This window comes from Cronbergia sp. UHCC 0137 (assembly GCF_034932285.1).
Classification (GTDB): domain Bacteria; phylum Cyanobacteriota; class Cyanobacteriia; order Cyanobacteriales; family Nostocaceae; genus Cronbergia.
This window is the reverse complement of sequence record NZ_JAYGHC010000045.1, coordinates 1-16,983: the sequence shown is the minus strand read 5'-3', so window position 1 is coordinate 16,983 and position 16,983 is coordinate 1. Positions and strand designations below refer to the sequence as shown.

The 16,983-nt window shown below is 40.0% G+C and carries 15 protein-coding genes and 1 pseudogene; 2 read left to right on the top strand and 14 right to left on the bottom strand.

What is annotated here, in order from left to right; all coding sequences use genetic code 11:
* Positions 1–21 precede the first annotated feature (21 nt).
* From VB711_RS19770 to purC, 8 genes and pseudogenes are all read right to left on the bottom strand, one after another.
* A pseudogene (locus tag VB711_RS19770) lies at positions 22–263 on the bottom strand (IS1 family transposase); the annotation flags it as partial.
* A gap of 175 nt (positions 264–438) precedes the next feature.
* Positions 439–1,761 (bottom strand): DNA cytosine methyltransferase, encoded by a 1,323-nt coding sequence (locus VB711_RS19765; protein ID WP_323287969.1) that lies wholly within the window; start codon positions 1,759–1,761, stop codon positions 439–441.
* 2 nt (positions 1,762–1,763) lie between these two features.
* Entirely contained in the window at positions 1,764–2,921 is a 1,158-nt protein-coding gene (lpxB, locus tag VB711_RS19760; protein WP_323287968.1) for a lipid-A-disaccharide synthase, read from the bottom strand.
* A 101-nt stretch (positions 2,922–3,022) separates the two neighbouring features.
* Positions 3,023–3,841 carry an acyl-ACP--UDP-N-acetylglucosamine O-acyltransferase gene (gene lpxA / locus VB711_RS19755; protein WP_323287967.1) on the bottom strand — a complete coding sequence of 273 codons (819 nt, stop codon included), beginning with the start codon at positions 3,839–3,841 and terminating at the stop codon, positions 3,023–3,025.
* Between the two features lie 208 nt (positions 3,842–4,049).
* On the bottom strand, positions 4,050–4,550 hold the full coding sequence (gene fabZ, locus VB711_RS19750) for a 3-hydroxyacyl-ACP dehydratase FabZ (protein WP_323287965.1): 501 nt from the start codon (positions 4,548–4,550) through the stop codon (positions 4,050–4,052).
* Positions 4,551–4,677: 127 nt separating this feature from the next.
* Positions 4,678–5,544 (bottom strand): UDP-3-O-acyl-N-acetylglucosamine deacetylase, encoded by an 867-nt coding sequence (gene lpxC / locus VB711_RS19745; protein WP_323287964.1) that lies wholly within the window; start codon positions 5,542–5,544, stop codon positions 4,678–4,680.
* Between the two features lie 77 nt (positions 5,545–5,621).
* Positions 5,622–7,772, bottom strand: coding sequence for a BamA/TamA family outer membrane protein (locus VB711_RS19740; protein ID WP_323287962.1), 2,151 nt, complete (start codon positions 7,770–7,772; stop codon positions 5,622–5,624).
* Between the two features lie 219 nt (positions 7,773–7,991).
* Positions 7,992–8,714: a phosphoribosylaminoimidazolesuccinocarboxamide synthase gene (purC, locus tag VB711_RS19735; protein WP_323287961.1), complete on the bottom strand. Its 723-nt coding sequence runs from the start codon at positions 8,712–8,714 to the stop codon at positions 7,992–7,994.
* Between the two features lie 371 nt (positions 8,715–9,085).
* Between purC and VB711_RS19730 the strand changes: the two genes are divergently transcribed.
* Positions 9,086–9,346: a hypothetical protein gene (locus VB711_RS19730; protein WP_416233595.1), complete on the top strand. Its 261-nt coding sequence runs from the start codon at positions 9,086–9,088 to the stop codon at positions 9,344–9,346.
* Between the two features lie 79 nt (positions 9,347–9,425).
* Here the strand turns inward: VB711_RS19730 and VB711_RS19725 are convergent, their stop codons facing one another.
* The 4 genes from VB711_RS19725 to VB711_RS19710 form a co-directional block, all read right to left on the bottom strand.
* Complete coding sequence (locus VB711_RS19725) at positions 9,426–10,160, bottom strand: Uma2 family endonuclease (RefSeq protein WP_323287998.1); 735 nt, start codon at positions 10,158–10,160, stop codon at positions 9,426–9,428.
* Positions 10,161–10,285: 125 nt separating this feature from the next.
* The gene (locus VB711_RS19720) at positions 10,286–12,850 is read right to left on the bottom strand and encodes a GAF domain-containing protein (protein ID WP_323287960.1); all 2,565 of its coding nucleotides are present in this window, start codon (positions 12,848–12,850) and stop codon (positions 10,286–10,288) included.
* A 285-nt stretch (positions 12,851–13,135) separates the two neighbouring features.
* The gene (locus VB711_RS19715) at positions 13,136–14,272 is read right to left on the bottom strand and encodes a glycosyltransferase family 1 protein (RefSeq protein WP_323287959.1); all 1,137 of its coding nucleotides are present in this window, start codon (positions 14,270–14,272) and stop codon (positions 13,136–13,138) included.
* Between the two features lie 216 nt (positions 14,273–14,488).
* Positions 14,489–15,643, bottom strand: a complete 1,155-nt coding sequence (locus VB711_RS19710; protein WP_323287958.1) for an NAD-dependent epimerase/dehydratase family protein — start codon at positions 15,641–15,643, stop codon at positions 14,489–14,491.
* A gap of 682 nt (positions 15,644–16,325) precedes the next feature.
* Between VB711_RS19710 and VB711_RS19705 the strand changes: the two genes are divergently transcribed.
* A complete protein-coding gene (locus VB711_RS19705; RefSeq protein WP_323287957.1) occupies positions 16,326–16,466 on the top strand; it encodes a hypothetical protein in 141 nt (46 codons plus the stop codon).
* 39 nt (positions 16,467–16,505) lie between these two features.
* On the opposite strand, the gene VB711_RS19700 is transcribed toward VB711_RS19705, so the two are convergent.
* Positions 16,506–16,718, bottom strand: coding sequence for a hypothetical protein (locus VB711_RS19700; RefSeq protein ID WP_323287956.1), 213 nt, complete (start codon positions 16,716–16,718; stop codon positions 16,506–16,508).
* 18 nt (positions 16,719–16,736) lie between these two features.
* Positions 16,737–16,983: hypothetical protein (locus VB711_RS19695; protein WP_323287955.1), on the bottom strand; the 247-nt coding region annotated here is incomplete at its 5' end.

Sequence of the window (16,983 nt, the reverse complement as noted above, 5' to 3'; positions counted from 1 at the left end):
CCCTATGTAGTGATAATAAAATTAGGCGCAACAAAAAGAATTATAATAATGTATGAAATAGCAGATAGCACCAATGTAGTTATCTAGCTTTTTAGAGAAGGATAAAGTCTTTCTAACCAAACGAGAAATTCTTTGACGCATTGTATTGTTAAAAGGTTCAATGTGGTTAGTCTTGCCAGACGATTACTAGGAATAACTTGTGCATAAGCAGCCCAGAAATCTGTATAACAAACAGCACATTGACGATACACTGGTGGTAAGGAATCAGGTTAAAGTTGTTGAATTTGAAAATAGTGGTATTTTATTACTTGTACCACGTTATAGTTCAACCATGTATTTAAAAATAATATGTAAAATATAAAATTCTATTAATAAGTTAAATGTAATTAAAGATTTCAACAGTCAAAAACGAATAGTTTAAGTTAGTAAATATCAGTATTAATTATGGGTGGAAATATTTTTTGGTGGGTCATAATGTCTACAACGCTCAGTGATTTTAAATCTGATTCTTGGTTCTATAACATGAGGATTAACACCAAAATATTTAGCTGCTTGGGACATATCTCCTGTTAATAAACTAATATCTCCTAAATCTTGAACTAATTTTGGTTGTTCTAATTTCACACCTAAAACTTTAATAATTTCTGTAGCTACAGCCTTCGCTAATAAAGGAGGGACAGAGTTACCAATTTGGCGAAAACCGTGCCATTTCGTGACATGAAATCTAAACCAATCAGGATAAGAATGTAACCGTGCTGCTTCACGAACTGTAATACATCTTGGTGTAAATGGGTGTATTGGTCTGGGTGAAGTATATGCTCCTCTATTGCTAGGAGTTCCGGCTCTCAGGGTGTTACAGATACCTTGAGGATCGAGTTTATAAAAACGACTAATTGGTTCTGTTTTACCGTGGGGAGTGGATTGAAATCTTTGAATAGATTCGGGAGTATGTTTTGTTCTTAAACTAGATGTAATTAGATTATCATTATATTTGCGTTGATAGGCAAAGTTATTTTCTTGAAGATAAAAATTACGGAGTTTTACTGCATAATCACTAGGTTTACCGTAATTTGCTAAAGTCCAATCTTGTGTATTTAGTTCTGGATAATTTTCTACTTCAGGTAGGTCTTGTATAGCGTCCCAAACCGTAGGAGTTGGTGAAAAATGATTAACAGATGATTTTGTTGGTTTAGTAATGGGAGTTGGATAATTTGGTAATTCTATCTTTTCCTGACAACCGATTAAAAATAATCTTTCACGATTTTGAGGAACTCCATAGCAAGCAGCATTTAAAACTTGATAATTTTGATTGATTTTGTAACCGTTGATTTCAAATTGGCTAATTATTTCGGCAATAAATTGTTTATGTTTACCTATGGTCATGCCTTTGACGTTTTCAAGAACAAATATTTTGGGTTGTAGTTCCAAAACTAATCTAATAAAATGAAAAATCAGGGAATTTCTAGGATCATCAAAAGAACGTTTACCGATTAACGAAAAACCCTGGCATGGTGGACCACCAAATACTACATCAATTTTTTGATTGCCAATGTCAGATTTATTTCTAATTTCTGCCCCAGTGATGTCTTCTACACTTTTACACAACACTGTCCAAAAGGGAAAATTAAATTTGTGAATTGCACAATGAATTGGGTCTATTTCTATAGATGCCAGGACATCAAACCCGGCTTGTTCAAACCCCAAAGTCATGCCACCGGCACCTGCAAATAAATCAACTGCAATCGGCCGATGTTTTCTCATTTTCAATATACCATTTTCAGAATTTCTTGGGCAGCGCGATCGCACACGCCTATTTCTCCCAAACATTGCCGCATTTCTTGATAATCTACTAAAGTTTGTTGTCTACGTTCAGGGTTAAGCAATAATTCCATCGCTGCTTCTGTGATATTATCGGCTGTAGCGTCTTCTTGCAGCAACTCTGGGACAATCCCCCGCATGACTAATAAATTGACCGGGGAAGCGAAGGGAATCGATCCTTTGAGGATATGTCTAGCTATCCAAGCGGTAATGGGGTGGAGACGATAAACAACTACCTGGGGGACATTTAATAGGGCTAATTCTAAATTCACAGTACCAGATTTAGTAATGGCAAAATCAGCCGCTGCAAAAATTTCTTGTTGCTGACCGGATACTACAGTTGCTTGTAAACCATAACGTTTAATTCCCGCTTCAATTTCCCTTCTGTAGGTTTCTAAAGATAGGGGAATCCAAAAGTGGACTGTGGGTAATTTAGTTTGAATAGTTTTAGCGGCTTGGAAAATCACTGGTAAGAGATATTTTAACTCTTGATGACGGGAAGCGGGTAAAAGTGCGATCGCTATTTGTTCCTCTGTCATCCCCAATTTTTCCCGTGCTGTATGGCGTTTAGGCGGGTTCTGGAGACGGTCAATGAGGGGATGCCCCACCCAAGTAACTTTACCCCCCTTAGCTTGATAATAACGCGCCTCCTGGGGGAAAATTGCCAGTAGTTTATCTGTGAACTCGACTATCCGTTTTGTTCTTTCCACACTGATCGTCCATACCCACTCCTGGGGGGCAATATAATAGACCACAGGAACTTTGTTAAAATGCTGATGTAAATAACTACCAATTCCGATATTGGGGGTCATGTAGTCGATTAAAACGACGATATCGGGGGGATGTTTTCGCAAATAAGCGATCGCTTGACGTTGCGCTCTAATTGTGGGAATTACATAGGGTAGCGCTTCGATCACACCCATTGAACCTATGGCGCTGGTATCAGCTAAAATTTTCGCCCCAGCCTTGGCCATTTTTTCTCCACCCAACGCCACAATCTCTAATTTTAAGTTAGCGATCGCTGCTTGATGGTGCAGTGCTTTAATTAATAATGCTCCTTGTAGATCTCCTGAAACTTCGCCTGTACTGATAAATATTCGCATATTAGTTAAATTTATATTTTTTCTCACGCAGAGGCGCAGAGGCGCGGAGAGTAATTATAGAGTTTAGGGGTCAGGCTCAAGGCTTAACCCCTGTTTTTAGCTCATAATTCTTCATTTACTGCTTTTTTGACTTTTCCGGGAATTAGTCCCCGTCTTCCTGACATTTGGGAAAGGAGTAAAAAGCGACGTAGATGTTGTAATTGTTCTGTGTCTCCCAACAGTTCTAATTTTTCTAAAGCGTCTTTAAAATTTAATTCTGAACGGTAGAGTAGACGAAAGGCTTTTTTTAACATCTGTAAGTCGCTGACCGCCATTCCTGAGCGTTTTAAGCCTACTAGGTTGAGTGTTCTCACCCGTGCCGGATTGCCTTCAACTAACATATAGGGAGGTACATCTCGATCAATGCGTGCCATACCTCCGACCATTGACATCCCACCAATATGGACAAATTGATGTACACCCAGTACCCCGCTCAATCTAGCCCGTGATTCAATGTGGACATGACCCGCTAAGGATACGGAATTAGCAATCACTACAGAGTTATGAATTACGCAGTTATGACCGACATGAACATAAGCCATCAACATATTACCATCACCAATTATCGTCGCTTCACCGCTACCAGTGGCGCGATTAATGGTAACATATTCACGAATTAAGTTATTGTCACCAATTTTAACCCAGGTTGGCTCTCCTCGAAATTTTAGATCCTGGGGTTCCATCCCAATGGCTACACCAGGAAAAATCTGATTGCGCTCGCCAATCTCACAAGGCCCTTCTAATACTGCATGAGCGCCAATCACGGTTTCCATCCCGACTTTAACATTTGCTCCAATAACAGCATAAGCACCGACTTCTACCGTTGGGTGGAGTTCCGAATGGGGATGAATTACAGCAGTTGGATGAATAAGTGTTTTCAATGGTGAATCTCCAGAATTGTTTGACGCTGGTGATTGATGATTGGGGAAGACAGTATTTACAGCAACCGCCAAGGTGGTTAGGACATTGATGAAACTCGTTTCACAACAGGGTTTTACTCCTGACTCCTGACTCCTGACTCCTGACTCCTGCTATAATTTTTCTGGTCTTCCTGTCACCTGTCACCTTTTCCCTGACTAGCAATAGACGTTATTTAATTAAAGAAAACATTAGTTCCCCTTCCGCAGCCAATTGTCCATCAACTTCGGCTCGGCCTTGCATTTTACCGAAACGACGCTGTTTTACCCACAGCAGTTCCACTGTCATCACTAATTGATCACCTGGTACTACTTGACGACGAAAACGCACTTTATCAATCCCAGCAAAGACAAACAACCCTCCTGGGACATCGGACATTTGGGTGAGGACAATTCCCCCAACTTGAGCCATTGCTTCTACAATTAACACACCTGGCATGAGCGATCGCCCTGGAAAATGTCCTTGAAATTGGGGCTCATTAAAAGTAACATTTTTAACGCCAATTGCACTTTTACCCGGTACATAGTCAATAATTCGGTCTACCAGTAAAAAGGGGTAACGGTGGGGTAATAGTTCCTGAATTTCCTCAATCGTAAAATTGGTTTTAATTTCGGAAGTATCTCCTTGAGGTGTAATCAATTCTTCGGACTTAGCTATGCTTTGAGTTGACATTGGTACAGTAATTTGGTGGGGAATCTAGAAATTTAGTAGGTAATGGCCAGACAATGTTTAATTTTATAGTAGTGGACAAGGTATTTAAGACATCAATTTATGATGTAAGTCCGGCTAAAACAGGGTTTTACTCCTGACTCCTGACTTCTGACTCCTGACTCCTGCTATATATTAAAGTTCTAACTTTTTGAGCCAGTTGAATGTGTAAATTATGACTGGCTTTGTACGCTAAAAAATGAGCTACAGGAAAATCTCCCAATAAACTCAAATCTCCTACTAGGTCTAATATCTTATGACGTACTGGCTCATTTGCAAATCTTAATGGTGGATTTAACCAACCTTTTTCCCCACAAACCAGAGCATTATCTAAGCTACCGCCTTTAATTAAACCTGATTTTTGTAAATATTCAATTTGATGTAATAATCCAAAAGTCCGAGCAGGAGCAATTTCTGTACTAAAATCTTCACCTAATAACCAACTATGCCATTGATTACCAATGGCCGCCAACTCAAAATCAATTCCATAGCTAAAACGGGTTTCCGATGCAGGTAGAGCGCAGATAAAAGCATCTCCGTCGTTAACCCAAATAGGTGTTGAAATAGTTAGCGGAACTGGTATATCTTTGGTTGTTTGTGATACTATTCCAGCTTCAGTAATACTCTCTACCCAAATCCGCGCCGAACCATCCAAAAGCGGTACTTCTGATCCATCAATTTCGATTCTGGCATTATTTACACCCATTGCAGCCAAAGCCGCCAACAAATGTTCTACGGTGCGAACATATACATCCCCTTTACCCAACTGTGTTGACAGCAAAGTTTGACTAACTGCTTCAACTTGAGCCGGAATAATCGGCGAATTGGGTAAATCCACCCGCACAAAATAGCGGCCAGTCCCCACCTCCGATGGTAATATCCGCAGCTTGGTAGTCAGACCACCATGTAGTCCGACACCCGTTTGAGTAATTTCCCCTGCTAAAGTATGTTGTAACATTGGTGATTGGTGATCGTGATTGGACAATCTTCAAATCCGTGTCATCAGTGCAATCCATTAAATCCGTGTTCCCTCTTCTAAAACCGTTCTCCAATCCCAAAATTAATCCGGTTATCACCATCATCATTGATACCGTAATCTATGCGAATTGGACCTAATGGAGACTGGACACGTACACCAACACCATAGCCGTAACCATTACCATTTTTGTTCAATATTTCAGCCGTCCTGGTACTACTACCCAAGTCGCTACCGTAATCAAAAAATAATGCCCCACTGATGACAGAAAAAACCGGAAACCGATATTCCATAGATGCTTGGATATATCTGCGCCCATTTGCTAATTGTCCTTCTTCGTAACCCCGGACAGAGTTGCTACCACCAAGGGTAAAGGCTTCGTAGGGGGGTAAGTCACCTAAGACTGCGCCGGCTTGGATGTTAAATGCTAAGGTTTCTGGTTTTTTGCTAAAACCTGTCAGTCTTACGGGTAAATATTGGCTGTAGTTACCCCGCAATCTGGTCAGGAAAATGTTACCTTGTCCTACTGGTAGAGATTGATCAACTCCAAAACGCAGGTAAGAACCACTATTTGGTTGTAAGGGATTGTCACGGCGATCGCGCTGGGCACCCAATTGAAATAATAACAAATCATCTTCACCTGTACCAGATTGAGTTAAATCAATCAATTCTCCCGGTGTTCCATTCTCATACACTGTACCCTGTTTGACTAAATCCCCATCGGCATCACGGCTGGAAACTCGTTGATATTGAAAGCCAGTGGAAGCAGTCCATTCTGCTCTTTTGTAGGGATTGGCGGAAAGGGGACGAGTGAAAGTAATACCACCACCTAGTCGGGAAATACGGGGGCGATCGCCATCGGTATCTCCCGGTTGAAACGTCTCAATATCGTTTTCTGGACCCTCAAAAATCAAGGAAATGGAACGACGGCGGAAAATATTGGTGGTGTAGGAGGTACGATAAGGATCACCCGCAATCCAGGGATCTGTAAACCGCACATCAAACAACAATTCCCGTTCACCCACCTGCACCTCAGCCCCCAATTTTTGGTTTCTACCACCCAGATTTTGCTGTTGATAACTAATAGTCCCAAATAAACCACTCGCAGAACTAATCCCCGCACCGGCAGCAATAGATCCACTGGTTCTTTCTGTTACATTCAATACCACATCTACCTTACTGGGGTCGGTTCCAGGGTCTAAGGAAACATTCACATCTTCAAATAATCCCAAGCCAAATAACCGTTGCAAGTCTCTCTGTACTATGTTACGATTGAAAATATTGCCTGGCTTTAATTCCAATTCCCGCTTCACAATATAATCCTTTGTTCTGCCCCGAATTGGTTCTCCTTTTTCGTCTACCTCTTCACCATTTTTATTCCGAAACCTAACCTTAATTTCTTCTACAACGCCTTCTGCCACTTGCAGCGTCACCACCCCAGTTGCCGAAACCTTTGGTGCGCCAATCACATTGGCTAACACATAACCCCTATCTTGATAGGTTTTAGATAACGCCTTGATTCCTTCCTGCAAGTCCCGCAAGTTCAAGATTTTACCATATTGATCACGAAATATTTCTTCTACTGTGTTAGGAGCAAGTACAGAAGCAACTTGAGTCCCAGGATTGGCTTCTATTTCTACTTTCGTCAACACAGGGTTAGGATCAACAACAAAGCTCACCCGTACACCCAAAGGCGTATCTTCTGGTACTGCTTGCACATTGCTGAAAAACCCAGTTCCAAAGATAGCATTAATATCTTCTTGCAATTTGGAGCGTGTGGTCGTCTGTCCTGGTTGGGTACGAATTACTCGATAAACTTCTGCTTCTAATTCTGGGGTCAGTGTGCCTAATTGGGATTTTACCACAATTTCTGACACCAATACACGAGGTTCGGGTGTTTCAGGAGTATTGGGAGAAGCCTGTTGCGGACTGGGTGCAGTTTCCGGCGTTTCAGGAGTATTGGGAGATGCCTGTTCCGGCGCTTGTGCTATATTCGCTCCAACAGCAGAATGGCGAGGATCTGTTTTTAGAACAATAACTGGTAAGTTGGGTTGAGATCCTTGAGTTTGTCTTATTTCCGCTTCTGATTGTTGAGTGGATACTTCAATTTGATCATTGATATTATTAATAGACTGAGCATTTGCAGTTAAAGAACTACCCAAAGGGGAGATCATAGCTACCGCAGCGACAAATACAGGAGATAAACGCATTTGATTGATATTCCTCTTCACGACCACACACCATCAAAACATTAGTCAAACAATTTTGGATTATTCCCACGGGAATCATTAAATGCTACATTCAAATCATTAATATAGCGATCGCTTGCCAGTAGAATGTTATAGCTCACTCAAGGCAAAATAAATAAGGCTTACGCCATGCTTTCCTACAGATACCAAAGGACTTGTAAACCTGTTAATAGTTCCCTGCTATACTTTTAATACTCGTTGCAAAACCTCCTGGTAGGCATTTTCTATATTTCCTAAGTCTCTACGGAAGCGGTCTTTGTCCATGACTCGCAGGTTAGGATCGTCTTGTGCAATGTCCCATAAACGGCAGGTGTCGGGGCTAATTTCATCGGCTAAAAGCAACTGCTGTTGTGAGTCCAAACCAAATTCGAGTTTAAAATCTACTAGGGTAATATTACACTGTTGCCAAAACCCCTGGAGAAATTTGTTGATTTTTAATGCTAGATGGGTAATACTGTCAACTTGTTCCTCAGTAGCTAGTTTCATCAACTGTAAGCGATCGGGCGTTAGCAATGGATCGCCCAATTCGTCGTTTTTATAATAAAATTCTACTAGAGGCTTTGCCAGCACCGTTCCTAGAGTTAAACCCGTTTGTTGACATAGACTACCCGCAGCAATATTTCTAACGACTACTTCTATCGGCAAAATTTTCACCGCTTTTACCCGCATTTGATTGGGGGCAGGACTATCAATATAATGGGTTTTGATGCCATTTGCTTCTAGTTGCTCAAATAATTTACTAGAAATGCTACAATTGATTATCCCCTTGTTCTGGATGCTGCCACGTTTTTGGGCATTAAACGCAGTAGCGTCGTCTTTAAAATCAGCCAGCAAAATTTCAGGATCTCCAGTGCGATAAAGAATTTTGGCTTTTCCTTCGTATAACTTGGAATTGTCAGACATGGTATCAGGTCAACTTGTAGGCGATCTTTAGCTTTGTTTGGTTCAAGTTTAACCATTTTATCTCTACTTATTCTCTATTGGCCAGGTATGATAATTTAGGAGTTAATAATTTAGTAGCTAAAGACAATAAATCACTTGATTTTACTCAAAATCCGCTTAATTTACTAAATATTAACTAGAATTTTCCAATAAGTTTGATTTTTATAGTTAACTGTGTGGCGTTTTAGTAAAATAAATCTTGCCAAAATGTTAAAAATAATACAATCATTCCATCAATCATTTTGCTTGATATCAGCCCGCTATCTAATCAGTAATTCTTCTTCCTCCTGACTGGTGCTATAGTACAAATTTATAAAAATGGAGAAAAAATAGTGAATCAAGATGATTTTCTCTATCCTCGTAGTCGTTACTACGGTCATGTAAAACCCGAAAATTTGGTTTTCAATGCCAATCTACAGGAATTTGCCCAACGAGTTAACTATATTTGTAATTTAGAAACTGGTGGGAAAATGTCACCAGATGAAGCTTATGAACAAATTAAACAGTTGTGGAAACAGTTAAAACATTCAAAAAAACAATTAAAAATAGGTGAAGAACCTTTTAAAAATGATGGTTCTGACGGTGAGACATAAAGTTAAAAGTTAAGGGTTTGGGTAAAACGTAGCTTTCAAAGTTCGATTCCCAGTCCCCTAAACTTTGATTTTCAGTATATTAAATGCCTTCAGGATCTACACCTAAAGCTTTTAATTTTTCTGCTAGTAATTGAGCGCGTTGTTCGGCACTTTGAGCGCGTTCATCGCCGGTAAATAAAACAGTACCATCTTGCACACACCAACGCAACCAAGTATCATTTCTACCTTCAAATTGTCCTGACCATAAAGTTACACCCAAACCAATATCTTCTAACCAGGTTTCTGTAACTTGAACATAATGCCTACCCTTGAGTTTATAAACTTTAAGTGGCTCTGTTCCTAACTGTGAACTTGGGTCATAAACAATATAGTAAATCACCCGCATTTGTTCATATATTTTCAGCTTTTTATCTAATTCATTTCCTTCTTTATTAGAGACAATTTCAATTACAACTTCTGGAACCTTACCGAATTTCCAAACCAGATAACAACGATTTTGTTTTTCCCACCAGTTATCAGGAACTTGGACATCAAAACTAACAAAGACATCAGGAACAATGGCCGGTTTACCGTCGGTATGGTAAATACCAACATTGGCTTCAGCTAAAAAGATTTGATTTTGTAAGGAACTATAAAGAGAACCCACTAAAAGGCGTTGTTGTTTAGCAGATGCAAGATTATCCACAGGTGTATCATCTTCTGTAATTAGGAGGTTGGCATCTGGTACATCAGGTGTATATTCTTCTGTAATTAGAAGGTTATCATCTGGTGCATCAGGTGTATCAATATTCTTGATTAAAAGTTGCTCAACCATGATTTTATCCACTACTTGAGGACTATATTTATGATATATGGTGATTGGTGATTGGTGATTGGTGATTGGTAATAAATTAATTATTCCTCTCATTTCCCCCCTGCCTCCTGCCTCCTGCCTTATTATTAAACTGTCGAGACACCATCCCAGTTATTAGGAGGTGGTGTTTGTTGGTAATTATAAGCCCGTTTTAGATGAATATTTAGGGCTATGTCTGTGGGTTTGATGCGTTTAGCTGCTTCAAAACAAGAGATGGCTTGGGAGAAATTACGAGCTAAATAAGCAGTACGTCCCGTATTATAATGATATAAAAACTCTTGAGTATTATCATCTAGGGGTGTAGAGCGATCGCTAATTAATTCATAGATATTGACGGCTTGGTGTTTACCTTTAACACGAATTTTATCTAACTGACGCGCCCACAAGCGATCGCTGCACAAATTATAAGTATATTCGCTCAAAATAATATCACAGCCATATTCCTTAGTTACACCTTCCAAACGGGAACTCAAATTCACCTCATCCCCAATCACCGTATAATCCATCCGTTTAGGAGAACCAATATTTCCCGACACCACATCACCCGAACTCATGCCAATTCCGAACCGAATTTCTGGCTGGGATTCAAAAATTCGCTTTTGGTTAAATTCTGCCAGTCTTCGACGCATATCCAAAGCCGATTGTACCGCTCGCCAAGCGTGATTTTCTACGGGTAAAGGCGCTCCAAAAACAGCCATTAAAGCATCACCAATAAACTTATCTAAAGTACCTTCGTAGTTAAAAACAGCCTCCACCATTGTTTCAAAATATTGATTAAGCAACAAGACCACCTCAGACGCGCCTAGATTTTCTGTGAGGGTGGTGTAGCCCCGGATATCTGAAAATAAAATCGTGACTTCCTTGCGATCGCCTACCATTAAAGTATCGTCTCCCAGTGCCATGACTTGCTCGGCGACATGGGGCGTTAAATAGCGGTACATGGTGCGTTTTAAACGTTTTTCTCGACTGATATCTTCCAACACTACCAATCCCCCCCTCACCCCACCTTCTGGATTAGTCAGAGGATTGACAGTGAGATTAATACTGCGTTCTACCTTTTGTACCATGTCAGCAGTGAGTAACTCAGAGTCTGATATTTGGGGTTGATTCCAAGGAATAAATACATTAGGATTATGGCGATCGCGTGCGGCTATGACTATGTTTTCAATTCTGGGTTCTGAATGGCTAGTGTCATCACTCATTTTTTGAAATAAACCCACCACTAAATTTTGTTCTGGCACATAATGTCTAGCCCCATACTTTAAACTATCTTCCAATCTTGTCGCCAAATTTTCAATCGGCACAACCTCCCAAACTCTACGTCCAATCAAATTTTGTTCCCATAGTAGCTTTTGATTTTGGTTATTTTCCTCATTTCTAGGAAATCCCAACAACTCTAAAGCCGCATCATTAATAGTGACAATTCTTCCCCGCAAATCTGTAGAAATTACCGCATCAGACAGACTTTGCAAGATATCTTTTTGATATTGTTTCTCTACAATTACATTTTCAAATAACCGAGCATTTTCCACAGCAATTCCAGCCTGGATATTAAAAGCCCGCATAAACTCTTCATCTGAAGCGGTAAAACTACCTTGTTGTTTATTAATTAACTGTGTCACACCAATTAATTCGTTAGCCGAATTAAACACCGGTAAGCACAAAATATTCCGAGTTAAATAACCAGTTTTTTTATCTGTAGATGGATCAAATCGGTAGTCTTGGTAAGCATCAGAAATATTTAAAGATTCTCCAGTCGAGGCTACATAACCAGCAATACCACGATTAGAAGGAATCCTGACTTCTATTAAATTATTGCCATCAGCAGCCGCTACTTTTGTCCATAGTTGACCCATTTCTTTGCGATACAAAAATAGTGTACTACGGTCTGCTTGCATCAAAGTTCGAGCTTGTTCCATCACTATTTGCAAAGTTACTTCTAAGTCTAAACTTTGCCCCAATGTTTGCGTTGCTCGCAACAAAGCCGTTGCCCCTCTTTGATTACGAGCCGCTACATAAAAAGATTGACAACTTTCTAAAATAATCCCAATAGAGGCTGCAAAATCACGAAACCGTTCTTCATCTTCTTGGTTAAATGGCAGTTCTCCAGCCTTATTTACCAGTTGTACCACTGCCACAGTTTGCTTTTTACTACTAATAACGGGCATACATAAAATATTACGGATTTTATAGCCCATTTGTTGTTCTAATTCAGTGCTAAATAAAGGATGAGTAGAGGTATCAGAAATATTTAAATATTCACCTTTACTAGCAACATAACCAGGAATACCAACATTAATAGGAATCCGAATTTCTAAAAATTTTTGTTTATTATCTTGGGAAAGTTTCGACCACAGTTGATTTTTATCATTGTCAACTAAAAAAATAGCTGTGTGTTCAGCTTGTAGAATTTGACCAATTTTCAGGGTAATAGCTTCTAACACTTGTTCCAACATCGTTTCTAGAGCTTCATTATTGATCAAATCAATAGCTCTGAGAAATTGTTGAAATTCCGCAGTAATAAAGTCAAGTAAACAAACAAACTCATTTACAGAGAGGTCTTTGACTCGACTAAGCAGAACGTGGGTACGATTAACTTGAGTTAGTTCAGTTAATGTAGCTAAAACACTACCAACATTGGGGAAGGTCATAAATAATTAAGAATCAATCAAAAATTAAGAATCAAGAAAAAAATCTCTGTTTTACAAACTAAGGTAATCAGTTTTAACAGTGTATATAGCGGGTAAGGCGTTTAGAACATCAACAAATAATAAAACCTAGACGCAGAGAAACTTTTAATTTTTTCCCTGTTCCCTGTTCCCTGTTCCCTGTTCCCTGCTATAAAGATAACCACCTAAAACCTTCATTCTTGATTCTAAAGATAAATATTTACACCGATTGACTTGGCTTGATTTATCAACATTTTAAATTCCTTTTTACATGGCTTTGGTCAAATTTTGAGCAACAACTACTTTGTGATAATAATCTTGCAGTTGCTTAGTCGCAGAAGCCCACCCCCAGTTTTCTGCTTCTTTGCGGGCGTTTTGTCGAATCATAGTTCTTTCTTGTTGCTCTCGTAAGAGATGAATTGTAGCATCAATGGCTGCCTGAATATCTGCCTTTGGCTCAAACATATATCCATTTACACCATCAATCACAATATCTGGAATCCCCCCAGAACGGGCTGCAACCACGGGACACCCTGCGGCCATTGCTTCTAGAAGCACCAATCCTAGTGTTTCTGTGCGGGAAGGAAAAATAAAGGCATCAGCACTAGCAAAGGCAGATCCTAACTCTTTTCCCATCAGATAGCCGACAAAGTTGGTATTTGTTCCAGCAAAGTGTTTTTCTAGTGCTTGACGGTGGGGACCATCTCCTACCAATGCTAATCGTGCGTTGGGTATAGCTTCTAATATGGGCTTAATCCGTTCGATTTCTTTTTCAGCCGAAAGTCTACCCACATATAATAATAAGGGGCTTTCTGGATGATTATTTGATAAGCGCGATCGCATTTCTTGACTAGCTAAATCAGGATGGAATAGTTCTGTATCTACCCCCCTCTGCCACAAATCTACCCGTTCAATCCCATGTTCTGTTAACTCTTCTACCATCGCTGTAGAAGTACATAAATTTAATTCTGCTTGATTATGAGCGCCTTTGAGTAATTCCCAAAGTAACCCTTCTAGCATTCCCAGTCCATAATGCTCAAGATATTTGGGTAAATGGGTATGGTAAGAGGCAACTAAGGGAATTTTGAGAACTTTACTATAAAAAATCCCTGCTAATCCTAAAACCGCAGGATTGACTACATGAATAATATCTGGTTTAAACTCCTCTAAGGCGTGACCAATTGCCGGACGAGGAAGCGACATTGTTAACTCTGGATACAAAGGTAAGGGAAACCCCGTCACACCATAAATTTTTGCTCCTTTATGTTCAGTTAACCCACCTTCAGGGGCAACTACCAATACCTGATCTCCATTGCGTTGCAGATGGTCTACAGTGTGGCGTAGGCGTGTCACAATGCCATCGACTTTGGGCAAAAAGGTTTCAGTGAATAGAGCAATTTTCATAGTTGAAAAAGGGAACAGGGAATAGGGGGCAGCGGTTCGGCTTGTCTGCGACACACTTCGTGAACGCTCACCGACCGGGGGCAGGGGAGGCAGGGGAGGCAGGGGAGGCAGGGGAGGCAGGGGAGGCAGGGGAGGCAGGGGAGGCAGGGGAGGTTTTTAATTTACTTCAATACCTTTAATCCCTTAATCCCTCCATCCCTTAGCCTCTAATACAAACTATTTTCTGTGCCAAGAGACCTTGGGTAGAATTTGTTTGTTATCAACTCGTTGCTGATATTTGATAGCAAAGTTTAACAGAGAATCAAGTAGAGAATCTGAGAGATAGTGGGGATTTAACCCTAAATCAAGCAATTTGGTATTTTTAGCGTTGAAATAGTGTTCTTCTTTTTCTACTCTGGGATTATCTAAATTATTGATCTCTATATTTAATCCGAGTCCACTTCCAGCTTTTTTGACCATGTTGGCCAATTCAGCAATGTTGAATAGTTCCGTAAATTGGTTAAATACACGGAACTCTCCCGGTTTGGCTGGATTAGCGATCGCTAATTCCATACATCTTACCGTATCCCGAATATCCAAAAATCCACGTGTCTGTCCACCTTTACCGTAAACAGTCAAAGGATGGCCAATGGCAGCTTGAATACAGAACCGGTTCAGTGCTGTGCCAAACACGCCATCATAATCAAGGCGGTTAATCAACAGTTCATCCATCCCCGTTTCTTCGGTTAAGACACCGTAAACTATACCTTGATTTAAATCTGTAGCCCGTAAGCCCCAAATCCGACAGGCAAAATCAATATTATGACTATCATGGACTTTGCTGAGGTGATACATTGAACCGGGTTGCTTAGGATAGGGTAAGGTATCTTTGCGCCCGTTGTGTTCAATGGTGATGAAGCCTTCTTCAATGTCGATATTAGGCGTACCGTATTCACCCATTGTTCCCAACTTCACCAAATGACAATCCGGGAAATCTTCCCGCATGGCATACAGCAAGTTCAACGTACCAACTACATTATTTACCTGAGTTAAAACCGCGTGTTCACGATCAATCATCGAAAAAGGCGCGGAACGTTGTTCACCAAAATGCACTAAGGTATTTGGCTCAAACTGTTTTAACGTTTTGTGCAGAAATTCGTAATTAGTAATATCACCAACAAACAAGTCAATTGTTTTGCCAGTCAAATCTTGCCAACGCTGGAGACGTTGCTGAATTGGTGCAATTGGGGTAAGAGTTTCGACACCCAATTCATTATCCCAGTGTCGCCGCACCAAACTATCTAAAATTCCGACTTCATAACCTCGATTAGACAGGTAGAGTGCAGTTGCCCAACCACAATACCCATCGCCACCAATAACCAGGACTTTCATCTTTACCAGTTTTTACTCACTGATAGCTAAATCTATCAGGTTTGTGTCCCCTATTCATCATTAAATTAACATGAGCTTCATCAAACTGACTGGAAGCTATGCAGATTAATCGTCTCTGGGTTAAAAACAGCGATGGATAAACTAACCGCAGAGGCGCACAGAAATCAGTGCTAACAAGGCGATCGCTATCTTGCTATCCTATACTGGGAGCGATCGCTTCCCTCTCTACGAGACGCTACCGCGTAGCTTGCTTCCTCAGAGAGGTACGCCGTAGGCATCCCTATTAAATGCGCTTTAACTGATCTATCCCCCAGAAAAACATTTCTATGCTTCCGCATATTTATAAACATCACAAGGGTAAAAGTTTTAATCTGCCGGAAATTTTTTGTAATTCAAGGAATGAAAATTATATAGTGACGAACAAATAAAGTAACATTAGGGATAAAAATTCTATAATGCCGGATAACTACAGTAAATACAAACATAAAAACTTTAACCCTGCGGATAATTATGGTATAGCTACGGAAGTTTCCTTAACTATGCCGAAGTTATCCCCAGCTACTTCTAACTTATCCCTCTATATAAAATAGTAAAGTTTAGATAAACAACTTCTTTGCTGAGTTAATTCTTAGATTTATACTGGATTATGTAATTATTATTTGTATCTACCGTATAATTTCCTGTGATTGACAATACTATTCCCGAAATTCCCGTTTCCTTAGATCGCCTTTTAGAAGAAGCTCGTTTAAAATCAGCGATCGTCCGCGATCATGTCCAAGACCTCAAAGACCTTGGTATCACCGAAATCTGGCTAGGTGGTTGATTGGGAGAAATTAAAGTTAAACCCCGTCTAAGTTGAAACCTATAGTTTTTTCGGCGTTGCATGAGTGCGGGAGGTTTTTTGAGTGTAGAGACGTTTATTTTCCTCTGATACCTGATTGCGTTCACTTTTTAACAGTGATTCAATGGTAATGGACTCTCCGATTAATTCAGTAATGAATCCTTCTAAGATCACAAAGTTAGCTTTGTCTCTGAGGATTTTTTTAATTGCCCAATCAAACCGGATATGTTTCATTATCCGTTCCTTTTTTACTTAGTTTAATGTTTCTAGTTCTGCCATAGATAACCCCGTTACTTGAGCAATAATCTCCAGCGTTATTCCTAATTGCCGCATTGCTTTAGCGTTCTTGATCTTTTCCTCTCGTTGCCCATCTTTCCAACCTTCTAATCTAGCGGCTGCCTTAGTAGTTTCCAAAATACTAATTTCATACTGTCTATCTTTGAGATATTGTTTATAATCCTGAATTTCTAAAGTACCTAAACCCTCCTCTCTGAGCCGC

Coding starts and splice junctions, on each gene's coding strand:
- fabZ (WP_323287965.1), bottom strand. CDS start 4,550: ATGTCAACTCAAAGCATAGCTAAGTCCGAAGAATTGATTACACCTCAA.
- lpxB (WP_323287968.1), bottom strand. CDS start 2,921: ATGCGAATATTTATCAGTACAGGCGAAGTTTCAGGAGATCTACAAGGA.
- VB711_RS19725 (WP_323287998.1), bottom strand. CDS start 10,160: ATGGTTGAGCAACTTTTAATCAAGAATATTGATACACCTGATGCACCA.
- VB711_RS19740 (WP_323287962.1), bottom strand. CDS start 7,772: ATGCGTTTATCTCCTGTATTTGTCGCTGCGGTAGCTATGATCTCCCCT.
- purC (WP_323287961.1), bottom strand. CDS start 8,714: ATGTCTGACAATTCCAAGTTATACGAAGGAAAAGCCAAAATTCTTTAT.
- VB711_RS19710 (WP_323287958.1), bottom strand. CDS start 15,643: ATGAAAGTCCTGGTTATTGGTGGCGATGGGTATTGTGGTTGGGCAACT.
- VB711_RS19765 (WP_323287969.1), bottom strand. CDS start 1,761: ATGAGAAAACATCGGCCGATTGCAGTTGATTTATTTGCAGGTGCCGGT.
- VB711_RS19715 (WP_323287959.1), bottom strand. CDS start 14,272: ATGAAAATTGCTCTATTCACTGAAACCTTTTTGCCCAAAGTCGATGGC.
- lpxC (WP_323287964.1), bottom strand. CDS start 5,544: ATGTTACAACATACTTTAGCAGGGGAAATTACTCAAACGGGTGTCGGA.
- VB711_RS19700 (WP_323287956.1), bottom strand. CDS start 16,718: ATGAAACATATCCGGTTTGATTGGGCAATTAAAAAAATCCTCAGAGAC.
- VB711_RS19720 (WP_323287960.1), bottom strand. CDS start 12,850: ATGACCTTCCCCAATGTTGGTAGTGTTTTAGCTACATTAACTGAACTA.